Genomic DNA, 15,982 nt, shown 5'->3' on the forward strand with positions numbered 1-15,982 from the left:
TCGCGAGCAGGCTCGCTCCCACAGTGGGTATCGGTGTTCTCAGGTTCGGCGCTTACAGATCGCCATAACCCAGCGAACGCAGCGCACGCTCGTCGTCGGACCAGCCGCCCTTCACCTTGACCCACAGGTTGAGCATGATCTTGGAGTCGAACAGCAGCTCCATGTCCTTGCGCGCTTCGGTGCCGATGCGCTTGATGCGCTCGCCCTTGTCGCCAATGATGATTTTCTTCTGGCCGTCACGCTCGACAAGGATTAACGCGTGGATGTGCAGGGTCTTGCCCTGCTGCTTGAACTCTTCGATCTCGACGGTGATCTGGTACGGCAGCTCGGCGCCCATCTGACGCATGATTTTCTCACGCACCAGTTCAGCGGCGAGGAAGCGGCTGCTGCGGTCGGTGATCTGGTCTTCCGGGAAGAAGTGATCGTTTTCCGGCAGGTGGTCGGCGATGACCTTTTCCAGCGCCTCGAGGTTATGCCCGTGCTGCGCGGAGATCGGGATGATCTGGGCGTTTGGCAACTGCTCCTGCAACCAGCTCAGGTGCGGCATCAGCTCGGCCTTGTCTTCGATGCGATCGGTCTTGTTCAGCGCGACGATCAGCGGGCCGGTGACGTATTGCACACGCTCGAGGACCATCTGGTCTTCTTCGGTCCACTTGGTGCGGTCGACCACGAAGATCACCACGTCGACGTCTTTCAACGCCGCCGAGGCGGTTTTGTTCATGTAACGGTTCAGGGCTTTTTCGCCACCCTTGTGCATGCCGGGGGTGTCGACGTAAATCGCCTGCACATCGCCTTCGGTCTTGATCCCGAGCATGTTGTGGCGGGTGGTCTGCGGCTTGCGCGAGGTGATCGCGAGCTTCTGGCCGAGGATGTGGTTGAGCAGCGTCGACTTGCCGACGTTGGGACGGCCGACGATGGCAACGTAGCCACAGCGAGTTGCGTTTGTATCAGTCATTGCCATTCTCCACGCCCAGGGCAATCAGTGCTGCGGCGGCCGCTACCTGTTCGGCAATACGACGGCTCACACCCTGACCTCGGCTTTTTTCATTCAGTAAGACCACTTCGCATTCGACGAAGAAGGTTCGGCAGTGCGGCTCGCCCTGGATATCCACCACTTCGTAGCGCGGCAGTTCGCAACCGCGCGACTGCAGATGTTCCTGCAGACGGGTTTTCGGATCCTTGTTGGTGTCGACCAGCGTCAGGCCTTCGAACTCGCCGGCCAGCCAGGCCAGAACACGTTCGCGGGCAACGTCCATGCCGGCATCGAGGTAGATCGCACCGATCAGCGCTTCGAGGGCATCGGCCAGGATCGACTCGCGACGGAAGCCACCGCTTTTCAACTCACCCGAACCCAGTCGCAGGTAATCGCCAAGGTCGAAACCGCGCGCCAGTACGGCCAGCGTCTCACCTTTTACCAGGCGTGCGCGCAAACGCGACAACTGGCCTTCGCGAGCCAGCGGGAAGCGATCGAACAACGCCTCGCCGGCGACGAAATTGAGGATGGCATCACCGAGAAATTCCAGGCGTTCGTTGTTGCGCCCGGCAAAACTGCGGTGCGTGAGGGCCAGCAGCATCAGCTCCTGATCCTTGAAGGTGTAACCGAGCTGGCGCTCGAGACGGCTTAGAGAAACGCTCACGGTTTACCCACGCTGAGTTCGTGGCTGGATTCCACTGCCATCGCCGGGGTGCGGCGCAGGCCTGGGACAATTAACGCTGTGTTCAAAAATTAAATCCTGGCGATTGTGAAGCCGATTGTGCCGGCTCCAGAAATGCATTCGGCGCTGTGGTCAACAGCGCCGTGTGTGATTATTTGATCAGGCCAACCCGCGAGAAATTCGGCAGGTGGCTGAGTTTCGGTTCCGGCCAGCTCATCCAGACCGCAAAGGCCTTGCCGACGATATTCTGGTCGGGAACCATGCCCAGCAGGTTCTTGGGAATGTTCGGATCATCCCAGTAACGGCTGTCATTGGAGTTGTCGCGGTTGTCGCCCATCATGAAGTAGTGCCCGGCAGGCACGGTCCACGAGCGGTCCGGCGTGGCGCGATAACGGCTCATTTCCTTGCGGATCAGGTGCTCGGCGGCGCCCAGCTTCTCTTTATAGAGTTCAGCGCTGCCCAGTGTGCCTGGCTCGGCACCGACCATCTGCTCGGCAATCGATTCGCCATTGACGAAAAGACGCTTGTCAGCGGTGTAGCGCACCGTGTCACCCGGCAAGCCGACCACACGCTTGATGTAGTTGACGTTGGGGTCGCTCGGGTAGCGGAACACCATCACATCGCCGCGCTGCGGATCACCGACTTCGATGATTTTCTTGTCGATCACCGGCAGGCGGATCCCGTAGGAAAACTTGTTCACCAGAATGAAGTCGCCGACGTCCAGGGTCGGTTTCATCGAGCCGGAAGGAATCTGGAACGGCTCCACGAGGAACGAACGCAGCACCAGCACGATGAACAACACCGGGAAGAACGACTTGCCGTATTCGACCAGCAGCGGCTCCTTGTTGAGTTTTTCGACCACCACGCCATCAGGCTGGCTGACGCTACCCTGATAGGACGCGATGGCCGCCCGGCGACGCGGCGCCAGAATCAACAGATCGAGCAACGCCAACAGGCCGCAGACGAACACGGCGATGACCAGCAACAGCGGGAAATTTAGTGACATAGGACCTGACTATTCCAACCTGAGCACGGCAAGGAAGGCTTCCTGTGGAATTTCCACGTTGCCGACCTGCTTCATGCGTTTCTTACCGGCCTTTTGCTTCTCCAGCAGTTTCTTCTTACGGCTGACGTCACCACCGTAGCATTTGGCCAATACGTTCTTTCTGAGTGCCTTGACGGTCGTCCGCGCAACGATCTGCCCGCCAATGGCGGCCTGGATGGCTACGTCGAACATCTGCCGCGGGATCAGCTCTTTCATCTTCTCGGTCAACTGTCGACCTTTGTAGTGCGAGTTGTCACGGTGCACGATCAATGCGAGGGCATCGACCTTGTCGCCGTTGATCAACACGTCCAGTTTCACCAGATTAGCCGATTGGTAACGGTCGAAATGGTAGTCCAGCGAAGCATAGCCACGGCTGGTGGACTTGAGACGGTCGAAGAAGTCCAGGACCACTTCGTTCATCGGCAGGTCGTAGGTCACTTGCACCTGATTGCCGAGGAACAGCATGTCGACCTGCACACCGCGTTTTTCGATGCACAGGGTGATGACGTTGCCCAGGTGTTCCTGCGGGACCAGGATATTGGCCCGCACGATCGGCTCGCGCATGTCTTCGATCGACGACACATCCGGAAGCTTGGAGGGGTTGTCGACGTAAATCGTTTCACCGGTTTTCAGCACCAGCTCGAAGATTACCGTCGGCGCGGTGGTGATCAGGTCCAGGTCGTATTCGCGCTCGAGGCGCTCCTGGATGATTTCCATGTGCAGCATGCCGAGGAAGCCGCAACGGAAGCCGAAGCCCAGGGCGTCGGAGCTCTCCGGGGTGTACTGCAGCGACGAGTCGTTGAGTGTCAGCTTCTGCAGCGCTTCGCGGAAATCCTCGAAGTCGTCGGAGCTGACCGGGAACAGACCGGCGTAAACCTGTGGCTGGATGCGTTTGAAGCCGGGCAGCACTTCAACGTCCGGAGTCGAGGCCAGGGTCAGGGTGTCACCGACCGGGGCCCCGTGAATGTCCTTGATGCTGGCAATGATGAAGCCCACTTCGCCGGCTTTCAGATCGGTGGTGGCGGTGTGTTTCGGGTTGAACACGCCGACGCTGTCGACCAGGTGGATCTTGCCGGTGGACTTGACGAGGATCTTGTCGCCCTTCTTCACCCGACCGTGACGCACACGTACCAGGGAGACAACGCCCAGGTAGTTGTCGAACCAGGAGTCGATGATCAACGCTTGCAGCGGATCTTCGATGTTGCCGGTCGGCGCTGGAATGGTGTGGACCAGACGCTCGAGGACTTCGTCGACACCCAGGCCGGTCTTGGCACTGCAGGTCACGGATCTCGTCCTTGACGCGATCCGGATCGGCCTGCGGCAGGTCGATCTTGTTCAGCACTGGCATCACTTCCAGGCCCTGCTCGATTGCGGTGTAGCAGTTGGCCACGGACTGGGCTTCAACGCCTTGACCGGCATCGACCACCAGCAACGCACCTTCACACGCGGCCAGGGAACGGCTGACTTCGTAGGTGAAGTCGACGTGACCCGGGGTGTCGATGAAGTTCAACTGGTACTTGATGCCGTCTTTGGCGGTGTAATAAAGGGTGACGCTGTGGGCCTTGATGGTGATCCCGCGTTCACGCTCAAGCTCCATGGAATCGAGGACCTGGGCTTCCATTTCGCGCTCGGCCAGGCCGCCGCACATCTGGATGAAGCGATCGGCCAGCGTCGACTTGCCATGGTCAATGTGGGCGATGATGGAGAAATTGCGGATATGACTCAAATCACTCACGGATCAACACTCAAAAAGGCTGCAGGCATGGCCCGCCGAAAAATAGCCGGGAATTGAATGTACCTGATAGTCCGCGCAAGCGTCACGTTCGCCTGTCATCCGGTTTGCATGCAAAAACGCCCCACTCTTGCGAGCGGGGCGTTTTTCAGGATTCAAGCGCTGAATGAAAGCTTGTTCATCAGCCCGCTCGCCTGAGCAGCCAGACACCCGCCAAGGCGCACACCCCGGCCGGCACCAGCACCGCAAACAACGGCGAGAAACCAAACACCAGACTCGACGGCCCCAACAAATCCTGGACGATCCGGAAGGTGAAGCCCACCAGTACGCCGGTGAAAACTCGCTGACCGAGGGTCACCGAACGCAACGGACCGAAGATGAAGGAGATCGCCATCAGCACCAGAGCGGCAGTGACTAGCGGCTGCAATACCTTGACCCAAAATGCCAGCCAATAACGGCCGTTGCTCAAGCCTTGCTCGGCCAGATAGTGGATATAACCCCACAGACCGCTGATCGACAGCGATTCCGGGGCCATGACCACAGTGCTGAGCAGTTGCGGGCTCAACGCCACATCCCACTCCTCGCTCGGGGTATTGACGACTTCAGTACTGCGCTCCTTGAACAGCGTGGTGGCAACGTCGGTGAGCTGCCATTTATTGCCGTCGAATTCGGCCTTTTTGGCGAAGCTGGAGCTGAGCAGATGACGCTCTTTGTCGAAGTGGTAGCGGGTCACCCCATACAGCAGGCCGTTCGGTTGCACGGCGTTGATGTGGATGAATTCCTCACCCTGACGGTGCCACATGCCGTGCTTGGCGCTTTGTGCATCGCCGCTACCCTGCGCCAGCGAACGATTGGCCTGCGCCATGCTTTCGGTGGCCGGGGCGACGTATTCGCCGATCAGCACGCCGGCCAGCATCAGCACCAGCATCGGCTTCATCACTGCCCAGACGATACGGCCGATCGACACGCCCGCGGCGCGCATCACCGTCAGCTCGCTGCTGCTGGCCAGACTGCCGAGGCCGATCAGGCAACCGATCAGCGCCGCCATCGGCAGCATTTCATAGAGACGGCGCGGCGCGGTCAGGAGCACGAAGCTCAGCACGTCGACCAGTGTGTAGGTATCGCTGACGTCGCCCATTTCATCGATGAAGGCAAACAGCGTCGCCAGACCGAGAATGATTGCCAGCACAGCGATGATCGCCATGAACACGCTGCTGCCGATATAGCGGTCGAGCTTAACCACGGGCCACCTCCAGCGCAGCAGAGCGACGGCTGGCCATTTTCAGACGCAGCGGCTCCCAGTACAGCAGGCCGAGGCCAATGACCAGGAAGATTGCGTGCACCCACCACAAACCGAGTGCTGGCGGGATCTTGCCCTTCTCGAGGGCGCCGCGCGCGGCAATCAGGATGGTCAGGTAAGCCATATAAAGAAGAATCGCCGGCAGCAGCTTGAGGAAACGCCCCTGGCGCGGGTTGACGCGCGACAGCGGCACCGCCATCAGGGTCACGATGAACACCAGCAGCGGCAGCGACAAACGCCATTGCAGTTCGGTTCGGGAACGGATGTCATCGCTGCCCAGCAGCGAGGACGTTGGCATGGCGTCACGGTCGGTGACTTCCTCGCTGACGTCCGGCTTGGGCAACAGCACGCCGTAGGTTTCGTAGTGAATGGCGCGGTAATCGGCCTGACCCGGGCTGCCGTCATAGCGATAGCCATTGTCGAGGATCAGATAGCGATTGCCGTTAGGGCGGATTTCCTGACGGCCCGATTCGGCCACCAGCACGGAAATGCCGCGATCCTTTTGATCGGCGCCGAGGTTTTTCTGCGAAATGAACACGCTGCCCAGATTGACCCGGTCGTCGCTCAGGGTTTCGGTGTAGGTCACCCGCGTACCGTCGCGCAGTGCCTGGAAACGCCCAGGTTCGAGGGTGTCGAACTCGGTCAGCGCATCCTGCTTGTTCAGCAGCAGCTGGAACTGGTTTGCGCCTTGCGGGGCCAGCCCCAGGCTGAGCCACGCCACCACCAGCGCCACCAGGGTCGCCGGGAACAGGGTCATGCGAAACAGTTTCTGCTGACTCATGCCGGTGGCCGAGAGCACGGTCATTTCGCTTTCCAGGTACAGCCGACCGTAGGCCAGCAGGATCCCGAGGAACAGGCCCAGCGGCAGAATCAGTTGCAGGAAACCCGGCAGACGAAAGCCCATGATCAGGAACAGCGAGCCCGGATCGAGCTGGCCGGCAGCGGCCTGAGCCAGATATTTGATGAAGCGACCGCTCATGATGATGACCAGCAGCACGGCACTTACGGCGCTGAGGGTCAACAAGACTTCGCGGGACAGATAACGGAAGACGATCAAACCAGACACTCCAGGGTTGTCAGGCTAAGGCGGCCAAACAAGCAAGCACATCGACCGGCCCGCAACGCAGAGCGGTCGAAAAAAGATGCGGCATTATCCTGTGATTGGGTGCGCCTGTCACTGCGCACACTCATCCATCGCTGTAATCCTTTGCTGATCGTACAACCCAGGGGGCGTTCTCAATTAGTTTTCACACCGCGCCGAGTCTGCTGTTGTGCAGGGCAAGGCGCGAGAAGCGTGGTTTGGTCATTCCAGATAAGCTTCGAGCAACGCAGCCCTGCACAACAGCAGGCCCGGCCCTTCGGGTTGTGCCTTAAAGCCGGCCAGTCTGCGTTGCAGGCCTTGGAAAGGGAACAACCATTCCCAGCGGCCTGCGCCTTGCCTGGCTGGCTTTAAGGCGACAACGCGGTGTGAAAACTAATTGAGAACGCCCCCTAGGGTTGTCAGGCGCGGGGAGCGAGGTTCAAACTGCGGCCCTTGTCGCAGGCTTTGGCCTGCGCCTCTTCTATCTATAAGCAGGCGACTGCGGACAACGTCGAACGCCTGCGTGTTGACCATTCATTCAGGGATCCGGACATGGAACTGGTTGTAAAAAGCGTTAGCCCAGAAACGTTGAAAACCGCCACCCTGGTGGTTGCCGTCGGCGAAGGCCGCAAACTCGGCGTGGCCGCCACCCAGGTCGACGAACTGAGCGGCGGCGCGATCAGCGCAGTCCTCAAGCGTGGCGATATCGCCGGCAAGGTCGGTCAGAGCCTGCTGCTGCACAGCCTGCCGAACCTGAAAGCCGAGCGCGTGCTGCTGGTCGGCGTGGGCAAGGATGAAGAACTGGGCGACCGTCCGTTGCGCAAAATCGTTGCTGGCATCCTCAACACCCTCAAAGGCCTGGGCGGCAGCGACGCCGTGCTGGCGCTCGATGAAGTTATCGTCAAAAACCGCGACAGCTACGGCAAGACCCGTCTGCTCGCGGAAACCCTGATCGACGGCGGCTACATTTTTGATCAGTTCAAGAGCCAGAAAGCCGAACCGCGCGCGCTGAAGAAAATCACCCTGCTGACCATCAAGGCGGCGCAAGCCGAAGTACAGCGTGCGGTCAATCACGCGACGGCGATTGCCAACGGCATGGCCTTCACCCGCGATCTGGGCAACCTGCCGCCGAACATCTGCCACCCGACTTTCATGGGCGAACAGGCCAAGAACCTCGGCAAAGAGTTCAAGGATCTGAAAGTCGAAGTGCTCGACGAGAAGAAGATCAAATCCCTCGGCATGGGTTCCTTCTACGCCGTTGGCCAGGGCAGCGCCCAGCCACCGCGCCTGATCGTCATGCAATACAACGGCGGCAAGAAATCCGAGAAGCCGTACGCGCTGGTCGGTAAAGGCATCACCTTCGACACCGGCGGCATCAGCCTGAAACCGGGCGCCGGCATGGATGAAATGAAATATGACATGGGCGGCGCCGCCAGCGTGTTCGGCACCCTGCGCGCCGTGCTCGAGCTGAAATTGCCGATCAATCTGGTGTGCATCCTCGCCTGCGCGGAAAACATGCCGAGCGGCAACGCTTCGCGTCCGGGCGACATCGTCACCACCATGAGCGGCCAGACCGTGGAAATCCTCAACACCGACGCCGAAGGCCGTCTGGTGCTGTGTGACGCGCTGACCTACGCCGAGCGTTTCAAGCCACAAGCGGTCATCGACATCGCCACCCTGACCGGCGCTTGCGTCGTAGCCTTGGGCGCGCACACCTCGGGCCTGCTGGGCAACAACGACGAACTGATCGGCCAACTGCTCAGCGCTGGTCAGGCCGCCGATGACCGCGCCTGGCAACTGCCGCTGTTCGATGAGTACCAGGAACAACTGGACAGCCCGTTCGCCGACATCGCCAACATTGGCGGGCCGAAGGCCGGCACCATCACCGCCGCGTGCTTCCTGTCGCGCTTCACCAAGAACCTCAACTGGGCGCACCTCGACATCGCTGGCACCGCGTGGACCAGCGGCGGCAAGGACAAGGGCGCCACTGGCCGTCCGGTGCCGTTGCTGACCCAATACCTGCTGGATCGCGCCAAAGCCTGACCCCGCTGAAAAGTGGCGTCACTCTCGGGTGACGTCGCTTGCTGCCCTGGACCCGCAATGACCAAAGTCGATTTCTATATCCTGCCCAGCGCCGATCCTTCGGCTCGCCTGGACTTTGCCTGCAAGCTCACCGAGAAAGCCTGGCGCATGGGCCACCGCATCTACCTGCATTGCAGCAATGCCGCCCAGCGTGACGATCTCGATGCGCGCCTGTGGACGTTCAAGGGCGAAAGCTTTGTGCCGCACGGCCCGGCAGACAGCGAACCGGAAGGTTTGATCGTGCTGGGCCTGGGTGACGACTGCGGTCAACACCAGGACTTGCTGGTCAATCTCGACCTGAAAGTCCCGGCCTTCGCCAACAAATTCGCCCGAGTGGCGGAAGTAGTGGTCGAAGACCCGACGATTCGAGCGGCCGCGCGGGAGAGTTTCCGCTTCTACCGCGAACAGGGCTATTCTCTGCAAGACCACCGTTTACAGCGACTCTGAGCACTCCCAATGGACACTCCGAAACCGCAACAGAAGTCCGCACACCTGCTGGACGATCTCGAATCGATCCGCCAGTTGCTCGGCGATGACAACCTGCAACCGCCACTGCTGACCGACACGGTCGACGAAGGCGAACAGGAACAGATTCCGATGCTGTTCGACCCGGTCGGCAACGAGCCACCCGCCGCCGAGCCGCCTGCAGCACCAACGCCGAGCGCCGCCGCGCAACCGACTGCACCGGTCGACAAAGGTCCGGACGCCCTGCTGCACCTGGACAGCGAACTGCGCGCCGCCGCGCAACTGATCATGCAAGACGTGATCGACGACTTCGCCCCGCACATCGAAACCGAGATCAAACGTCGTCTTGATGCGCGGATGGAGCGGTTGCTGAGCCAGTACGAGTAGCCTTGGCACCCCCACGATCAGCACTGAGTTGGCAACCCGGCAAACCTGACTTCTAGACGGTGTTGCTGCGATGCCAATCCAGTGTTCTGGCATGTCTGGGCGTGGCAACCATGCCTTTTCCCCGACTCACAAACTCTTGCGCCCAATGCTCCGGAACTGCGGAGTTCAACGCCCCGTAAAAATCGAACAGTTCGCGGGTGTTTTCGATAATCGACCACTGCCCCTGGTGCACCATGGCTATCGGAAACGGGCCTGGCCGGGCAACCGCCTCCAAATATCCGTTGTCCTGTTTGACCTTGTCGAATTCATGACTCCACATATGTGAAACGAAGTTCACTTGCGGACCATGACGGATCACATTCATCGGAGTGTTATCGAACGGTCTCGCGGAATCCAGTTCGGCGATAGCATGATTGATCAAATTCATGACTTGCGCCTCCTCGCTACTTCCCGAGCGCGGAACAATACCTTTTCCTTGTCTTGACTGAATAACATCGTGCATATCGTAGTCACCCGTATAGGGCGTGACGACTTTGAACTTCACCCAGGCATCCAGGAGTTCGTGTTCGATGGGACTTTGCAGATTAACGCTGTAGGAAACATCTTCATCGCTGATCCTATTGCGCGCATAAAGCCCTCGAACACCGCCCCGGCCCCACTGCCCCACTCGCCCGACCAACCCGCTTTTTTCTGCCCGCGCGAGCATCGCTTCAGCGCCATCTCCGTAAACTGCTTTCAAGGAAGACGGTTTGATGGTCTTTTCAAGAATGTTATGGCCCTTGGCAGCGGCACCTTCGTCCAAAGCCTTGATGGTGTAACTTCCGGACTCTCTAACGCTTATTGCTACATTGTGTTCTTTCGATACTTTTTCGAAGGCAGGCATATGCAATGGATGGATAAATGACTCGCCAACCATTTGCCTGGCTTCTAGCCCTTCCTTGTACAAACCATTGCTATCAAAAAACGTGACGGGATTATTGCCGACCATCATGAACAGGTTCATGCCGTCCGCCGTTCCTGCCGGATCAGCACTTAACCAGCGCCCTGCCCAGGGCTGATAGTAGCGCCAGCCAAAGTAGTAAAGTCCCGTGGCATCGCGTTCCTTTGCGCAGTATCTGGCGGTTTTGAAATCCGCCTCAATGGCACTTTGCGCCATCCATATGGCTGTGCCGCCGAACGGGTAATATTCCTCTTGGCTTACAAGCTTCCCCTCACCGTCCAGAACCACTGCGCTACTGCCAATCAAGTTGTCATAGCTGTAATACAGCAGGTCATTATCGGCGTTCGGCGGCCTCGGACTGTCCCAATGCAGGATTCGCAGTCGGGATCGACCTGACGCATCTGCGTTGATGACGTGCAGACGCTCCGCCACTGTTGCGTTGATACCCTTCGTTCTGAGCTCCAGTGACGGCAGGTAAACGACCCGCTGCTTGTGTATGCAACCACACACTTTCTGCGCGCTGAACTTCAGCACTCGCTGACTGGCACTGTCATAGCGATACGTCTCATGGTCATCCATCGCGCCATTACGCATCACCGGGGTCACTTGCAAAAGTTCGTTGCGCGGCGTCCAGGCAAGCCGCTGTCCGGGCTGCAAAGTGGTCTGCTGCCCGCCCGCAGAGAAAAATGCGTCCACCTCCTCGGGATTTGTAGCCAGGGTGTCCAACACACCGCGATTGCTGCGGTTGCTGATCGTGACCCTGGTGGTGTGATTATTTTGCGAGGGTGGTGCGATGTGGCGTATCTGAATCAGATTGCCGACCATATCGTAGCGGTAATTGCGGGTGTAACTGGTGTAAGCGGCGTCGTCAGAACCGCAGACCAGAGGGGAGCCGCATGCCCCCTCGGCATTCGCCATCTCGCGTCCGGTTGCGCTGGTCAGTTGATAGAGCGAGTCATGGATATAAGTGTTTTGCGCCAGCATCTTCTGATTTCGCCAGAAGCATGGTGTCTGCGAATCGTCGCGCTCAACGCTGACGTTACCAACCGGATCATACGTGTACTTCAGATCCTGTAGCACTTTAGCTCCCGCCGCATGCCCGAGCGGTCGTTCCACTCTGATTCCCGAGAGGCGCCGGGTTTCCTGCTCGTATTTCCAAGTGGTTACCACACCGTTGCCGCTCTCTTCACGCAGATTCTGACCCGCCGCCGAATACGTCAGCGACTTCACGACAACCCGTTCCGCGCTGCCCTTGAGTGTCACCCAGTGCCCCCGGATTGCTCCTGCCATATCGTAAGCAACGCGCTGCAGGTTGCCCGCTGCGTCCGTAGATCTATGCAGCGCGCCCGTCGCATCGGTGGTAACCAGACTGGTGAAGGTCTCGTCATCCAGGCCGTCATTCCAGTCCGAGGCGTTGTCACCCTGCCAATCGACCACCTCGCCCGGGTTGTCTGCGCTCTTGAAGAAACGACGGCTAATCGAGCGCGGCACACCTGTCAGCGCCACGCTATCAGTCTTCGTCAGACCGGCCGTGTCGTAGTGGCTCACGCACCGGCCGGCCAGGTTCAGCGCGATTTCAGCCTCAGTGTTTGCGGCATAGACCCTTCGCTCGCTGATTTTCGGGCGCTCGTTCCCCACCTGTTCGGAAACGCTAGTCAGACGACCGAGAAGATCGCTTTCTTCGTATTGGTAGGTGCTGGTAACAACCTGAGTAGTGTTTCCATGTTCGTGGCCAGGGTCTGGAATATTGCTTACCACGTTGTAAGAACGACCGAAAGCGTCAGGTAACGCCACGCTGCCGCCATTGTCTGCACCCTGCTGACTCAACACGCGCCCGGACAGACTGCTGACATAAATGAAATTGGCCAATCCGGCTTCGCTTAATCGGGGGTCAGCGCTGCGTATCAGGAACCCGCGACCATCGTAATGGTGACGGCTAATGCGTTCGCTTGTAACAGCGGGTGAATCGGGATGGCGGTGGTAACGTACATCCCGCACACGAAGGCAGCGGCTATCCAGTACCGTGATCGATGGAGTGTTGGCATGCAGCGATGTTTGAGATGCACACATTTGATCTGCCCTTCGTTCCCTGTTGGAAAAGTACTAGCAGACAACTTGCACCACCGCCCGCGCGCCGCTGACCGGTCGCGCCCCGCTCGCCCTACTCACCATGCCCCGCTATACTTGCCGGCTTTTCCTGAATAAATGCCAATAGGGTCCCGCCGCGCATGGATAAGACCTACCAGCCGCACGCCATTGAAACTTCCTGGTACAAGACCTGGGAGTCCGAGAACTACTTCGCCCCGCAAGGCGCGGGCGAGTCCTACACCATCATGATCCCGCCGCCGAACGTCACCGGCAGCCTGCACATGGGTCACGGTTTCAACAACGCGATCATGGACGCGCTGATCCGTTTCCGCCGCATGCAGGGTCGCGACACCTTGTGGCAGCCGGGCACCGACCACGCCGGCATCGCCACGCAGATGCTGGTGGAGCGCCAACTGGAAGCCCAGGGCCAGAATCGTCACGACCTGGGTCGCGAGAAATTCCTCGAGAAGGTCTGGGAGTGGAAGGAGCAGTCCGGCGGTAACATCAGCCGGCAGATCCGTCGTCTCGGTTCGTCCGTCGACTGGAGCCGTGAGCGCTTCACCATGGACGATGGCCTTTCGGAAGCGGTCAAGGAAGCGTTCGTGCGCCTGCATGAAGACGGCCTGATCTACCGCGGCAAGCGTCTGGTCAACTGGGACACCAAACTGCACACGGCGATTTCCGATCTCGAAGTGGAGAACCACGAAGAGAAAGGTTTCCTGTGGAATCTGAAATATCCATTGGCTGACGGTGTAAAAACCGCCGAGGGCAATGACTTCCTGATCGTCGCGACCACCCGTCCGGAAACCATGCTGGGCGACTCTGCCGTTGCGGTTAACCCGAACGATGAGCGCTACAAAGCCCTGATCGGCAAGTTCGTCGAGCTGCCATTGGTTGGCCGCCGCATCCCGATCATCGCCGACGATTATTGCGATCCTGAATTCGGCACCGGTTGCGTGAAAATCACCCCGGCCCACGATTTCAACGACTACGAAGTCGGCAAGCGCCACAACCTGCCGCTGCTGAACATCTTCGACAAGAACGCCAACGTGCTGCCCGCCGCACAGGCGTTCAACCTCGACGGCACGCTGAACGAGAGCATCGACGGCAAGATTCCCGTCGAGTTTGCGGGGCTTGAGCGTTTCGAGGCGCGCAAGCAGATCGTCGCCGCTTTCGACGCCGCCGGCCTGCTGGTGAGCATCAACGATCACAACCTGAAAACCCCGAAAGGCGATCGCTCCGGCACCGTCATCGAGCCGTGGCTGACCGACCAGTGGTACGTATCGACCAAGCCTCTGGCCGAGCCGGCGATTGCCGCCGTTGAAGACGGCCGCATCCAGTTCGTGCCCAAGCAGTACGAAAACATGTACTTCTCGTGGATGCGCGACATCCAGGACTGGTGCATCAGCCGTCAGCTGTGGTGGGGCCACCGGATTCCGGCCTGGTACGACGAGTCGGGCAAGGTCTACGTCGGTCGCGACGAAGCCGAAGTGCGCGCCAAGCACAACCTCGGCCCGGACGTCGCGCTGCAACAGGACAATGACGTTCTCGACACCTGGTTCAGTTCCGGCCTGTGGACCTTCTCCACGCTGGGCTGGCCGGAGCAGACCGAGTTCCTGAAGAAATTCCACTCCACCGACGTGCTGGTGACGGGTTTCGACATCATCTTCTTCTGGGTTGCCCGGATGATCATGATGACCATGCACCTGATGAAGAACGAAGACGGCACGCCGCAGGTTCCGTTCAAGACCGTTTACGTACACGGTCTGGTGCGCGACGGGCAGGGCCAGAAGATGTCCAAGTCCAAGGGCAACGTTCTGGACCCGCTGGACATCATCGACGGCATTGACCTGGAAACCCTGGTGCAGAAGCGCACCTCGGGCCTGATGCAGCCGAAACTGGCGAAGAAGATCGAAAAAGCCACCCGCGAAGAATTCGCCGAGGGCATCGCCAGTTATGGCACCGACGCCCTGCGCTTCACGTTCTGCTCGCTGGCATCGACCGGTCGCGACATCAAGTTCGACATGGGTCGCGTCGAAGGCTATCGCAACTTCTGCAACAAGATCTGGAACGCCGCACGTTATGTGCTCGACAAGGGTGAAGACTGCGGCCAGAACGGCGAAGCCTACGAATTGTCGCTGGCCGATCGCTGGATCATTTCGCAGCTGCAACGCACCGAAGCCGAAGTGACCCGCCAGCTCGATCAGTTCCGTTTCGACCTCGCGGCGCAGGCGTTGTACGAATTCATCTGGAATCAGTACTGCGACTGGTATCTGGAACTGTCCAAGCCAGTATTGTGGGACGAGAACGCGCCGGTCGAGCGTCAGCGCGGCACTCGCCGTACGCTGGTTCGCGTGCTGGAAGTGGCGCTGCGTCTGGCGCATCCGTTCATGCCGTTCATCACTGAAGAAATCTGGCAGCGCATCGCGCCGCTGGCCGGTATTCAGGGCAAGACGATCATGCTGCAGCCTTGGCCAGTCGCCAATGAAGAGCGCATCGATCCGGCGGCCGAAGACGACATCGAATGGCTCAAGGACCTGATGCTCGGCACGCGCAACATTCGTGGCGAGATGAACATCGGCCCGGGCAAGCCGCTGCCGATCTTCCTGAAGAACGTCAGCGCTGAAGACCAGCGTCGTCTGACCGAGAACGAAGCGCTGTTGAAGAAACTGGCGCGCCTGGAATCGATCACCGTACTCGCCGCTGGCGAAGAAGCACCGCTGTCCGCCACCGCACTGGTCGGCGAGATGGAAGTGCTGGTACCGATGGCCGGTCTGATCGACAAGGCTGCGGAACTGGCGCGTCTGGACAAGGAAATCCTGCGTCTGCAGGGCGAAGTCCAGCGTGTCGGCGGCAAGCTGTCCAACGCCGGTTTCGTCGACAAGGCCCCGGCCGAAGTCATCGACAAGGAACGCGCCAAACTGGCCGAGGCCGAACAGGCCCTGGGCAAGCTGGCCGAGCAGCATGCGCGGATTGCCAGCCTGTAACGGCAAGTCGCAGTGAAAAAGGGAGGCCACAATGGCCTCCCTTTTTTATTCCCAGACACCACGAATCCCTTGTAGGAGCGAGCCTGCTCGCGAAAGCGGTGTGTCAGTTGCCATCATTCGGGACTGACACACCGCTATCGCGAGCAGGCTCACGCCTACAATTGGTCGGTGTGGCCCTTAGATGTGGGACAATACCCGCCACTTTCAGCCATACCCGAAT

At 59.5% G+C, this 15,982-nt stretch carries 10 protein-coding genes and 1 pseudogene; 4 read left to right on the forward strand and 7 right to left on the reverse strand.

Going from position 1 to position 15,982, the window contains the following annotated elements:
- Nucleotides 1-52: 52 nt before the first annotated feature.
- The 6 genes and pseudogenes from era to lptF all read right to left on the reverse strand — a co-directional run bounded on the left by era (nt 53) and on the right by lptF (nt 6,789).
- Nucleotides 53-955: a GTPase Era gene (gene era / locus J3P75_RS22720; RefSeq protein WP_064586098.1), complete on the reverse strand. Its 903-nt coding sequence runs from the start codon at nt 953-955 to the stop codon at nt 53-55.
- A complete protein-coding gene (gene rnc / locus J3P75_RS22725) occupies nt 948-1,637 on the reverse strand; it encodes a ribonuclease III (RefSeq protein WP_024011703.1) in 690 nt (229 codons plus the stop codon). The genes era and rnc overlap by 8 nt, the downstream gene beginning before the upstream one ends.
- A 169-nt stretch (nt 1,638-1,806) precedes the next feature.
- A complete protein-coding gene (gene lepB, locus J3P75_RS22730; protein ID WP_434708260.1) occupies nt 1,807-2,661 on the reverse strand; it encodes a signal peptidase I in 855 nt (284 codons plus the stop codon).
- A gap of 9 nt (nt 2,662-2,670) precedes the next feature.
- A pseudogene (gene lepA / locus J3P75_RS22735) lies at nt 2,671-4,435 on the reverse strand (translation elongation factor 4).
- A 178-nt stretch (nt 4,436-4,613) separates the two neighbouring features.
- Nucleotides 4,614-5,675, reverse strand: coding sequence for an LPS export ABC transporter permease LptG (gene lptG, locus J3P75_RS22740; RefSeq protein WP_434708261.1), 1,062 nt, complete (start codon nt 5,673-5,675; stop codon nt 4,614-4,616).
- Nucleotides 5,668-6,789: an LPS export ABC transporter permease LptF gene (gene lptF / locus J3P75_RS22745; protein ID WP_434708262.1), complete on the reverse strand. Its 1,122-nt coding sequence runs from the start codon at nt 6,787-6,789 to the stop codon at nt 5,668-5,670. The genes lptG and lptF overlap by 8 nt, the downstream gene beginning before the upstream one ends.
- A gap of 576 nt (nt 6,790-7,365) precedes the next feature.
- Between lptF and J3P75_RS22750 the strand changes: the two genes are divergently transcribed.
- Genes J3P75_RS22750 through J3P75_RS22760 form a run of 3 tightly spaced genes read left to right on the forward strand, consistent with a single transcriptional unit; the run spans nt 7,366 to nt 9,747 of the window.
- On the forward strand, nt 7,366-8,856 hold the full coding sequence (locus J3P75_RS22750) for a leucyl aminopeptidase (RefSeq protein WP_434708263.1): 1,491 nt from the start codon (nt 7,366-7,368) through the stop codon (nt 8,854-8,856).
- 57 nt (nt 8,857-8,913) lie between these two features.
- A complete protein-coding gene (locus J3P75_RS22755; RefSeq protein WP_434708264.1) occupies nt 8,914-9,342 on the forward strand; it encodes a DNA polymerase III subunit chi in 429 nt (142 codons plus the stop codon).
- Between the two features lie 9 nt (nt 9,343-9,351).
- A complete protein-coding gene (locus tag J3P75_RS22760) occupies nt 9,352-9,747 on the forward strand; it encodes a DNA polymerase III subunit chi (RefSeq protein ID WP_434708265.1) in 396 nt (131 codons plus the stop codon).
- Between the two features lie 52 nt (nt 9,748-9,799).
- On the opposite strand, the gene J3P75_RS22765 is transcribed toward J3P75_RS22760, so the two are convergent.
- The gene (locus J3P75_RS22765; RefSeq protein WP_434708266.1) at nt 9,800-12,556 is read right to left on the reverse strand and encodes an RHS repeat-associated core domain-containing protein; all 2,757 of its coding nucleotides are present in this window, start codon (nt 12,554-12,556) and stop codon (nt 9,800-9,802) included.
- A 359-nt stretch (nt 12,557-12,915) separates the two neighbouring features.
- Here J3P75_RS22765 and J3P75_RS22770 point away from each other — a divergent pair, with 359 nt between their 5' ends.
- Nucleotides 12,916-15,762, forward strand: coding sequence for a valine--tRNA ligase (locus tag J3P75_RS22770; protein WP_434708267.1), 2,847 nt, complete (start codon nt 12,916-12,918; stop codon nt 15,760-15,762).
- Nucleotides 15,763-15,982: the final 220 nt, after the last annotated feature.

The sequence above is a fragment of the Pseudomonas sp. R1-1 genome (assembly GCF_051132135.1).
GTDB lineage: Bacteria > Pseudomonadota > Gammaproteobacteria > Pseudomonadales > Pseudomonadaceae > Aquipseudomonas.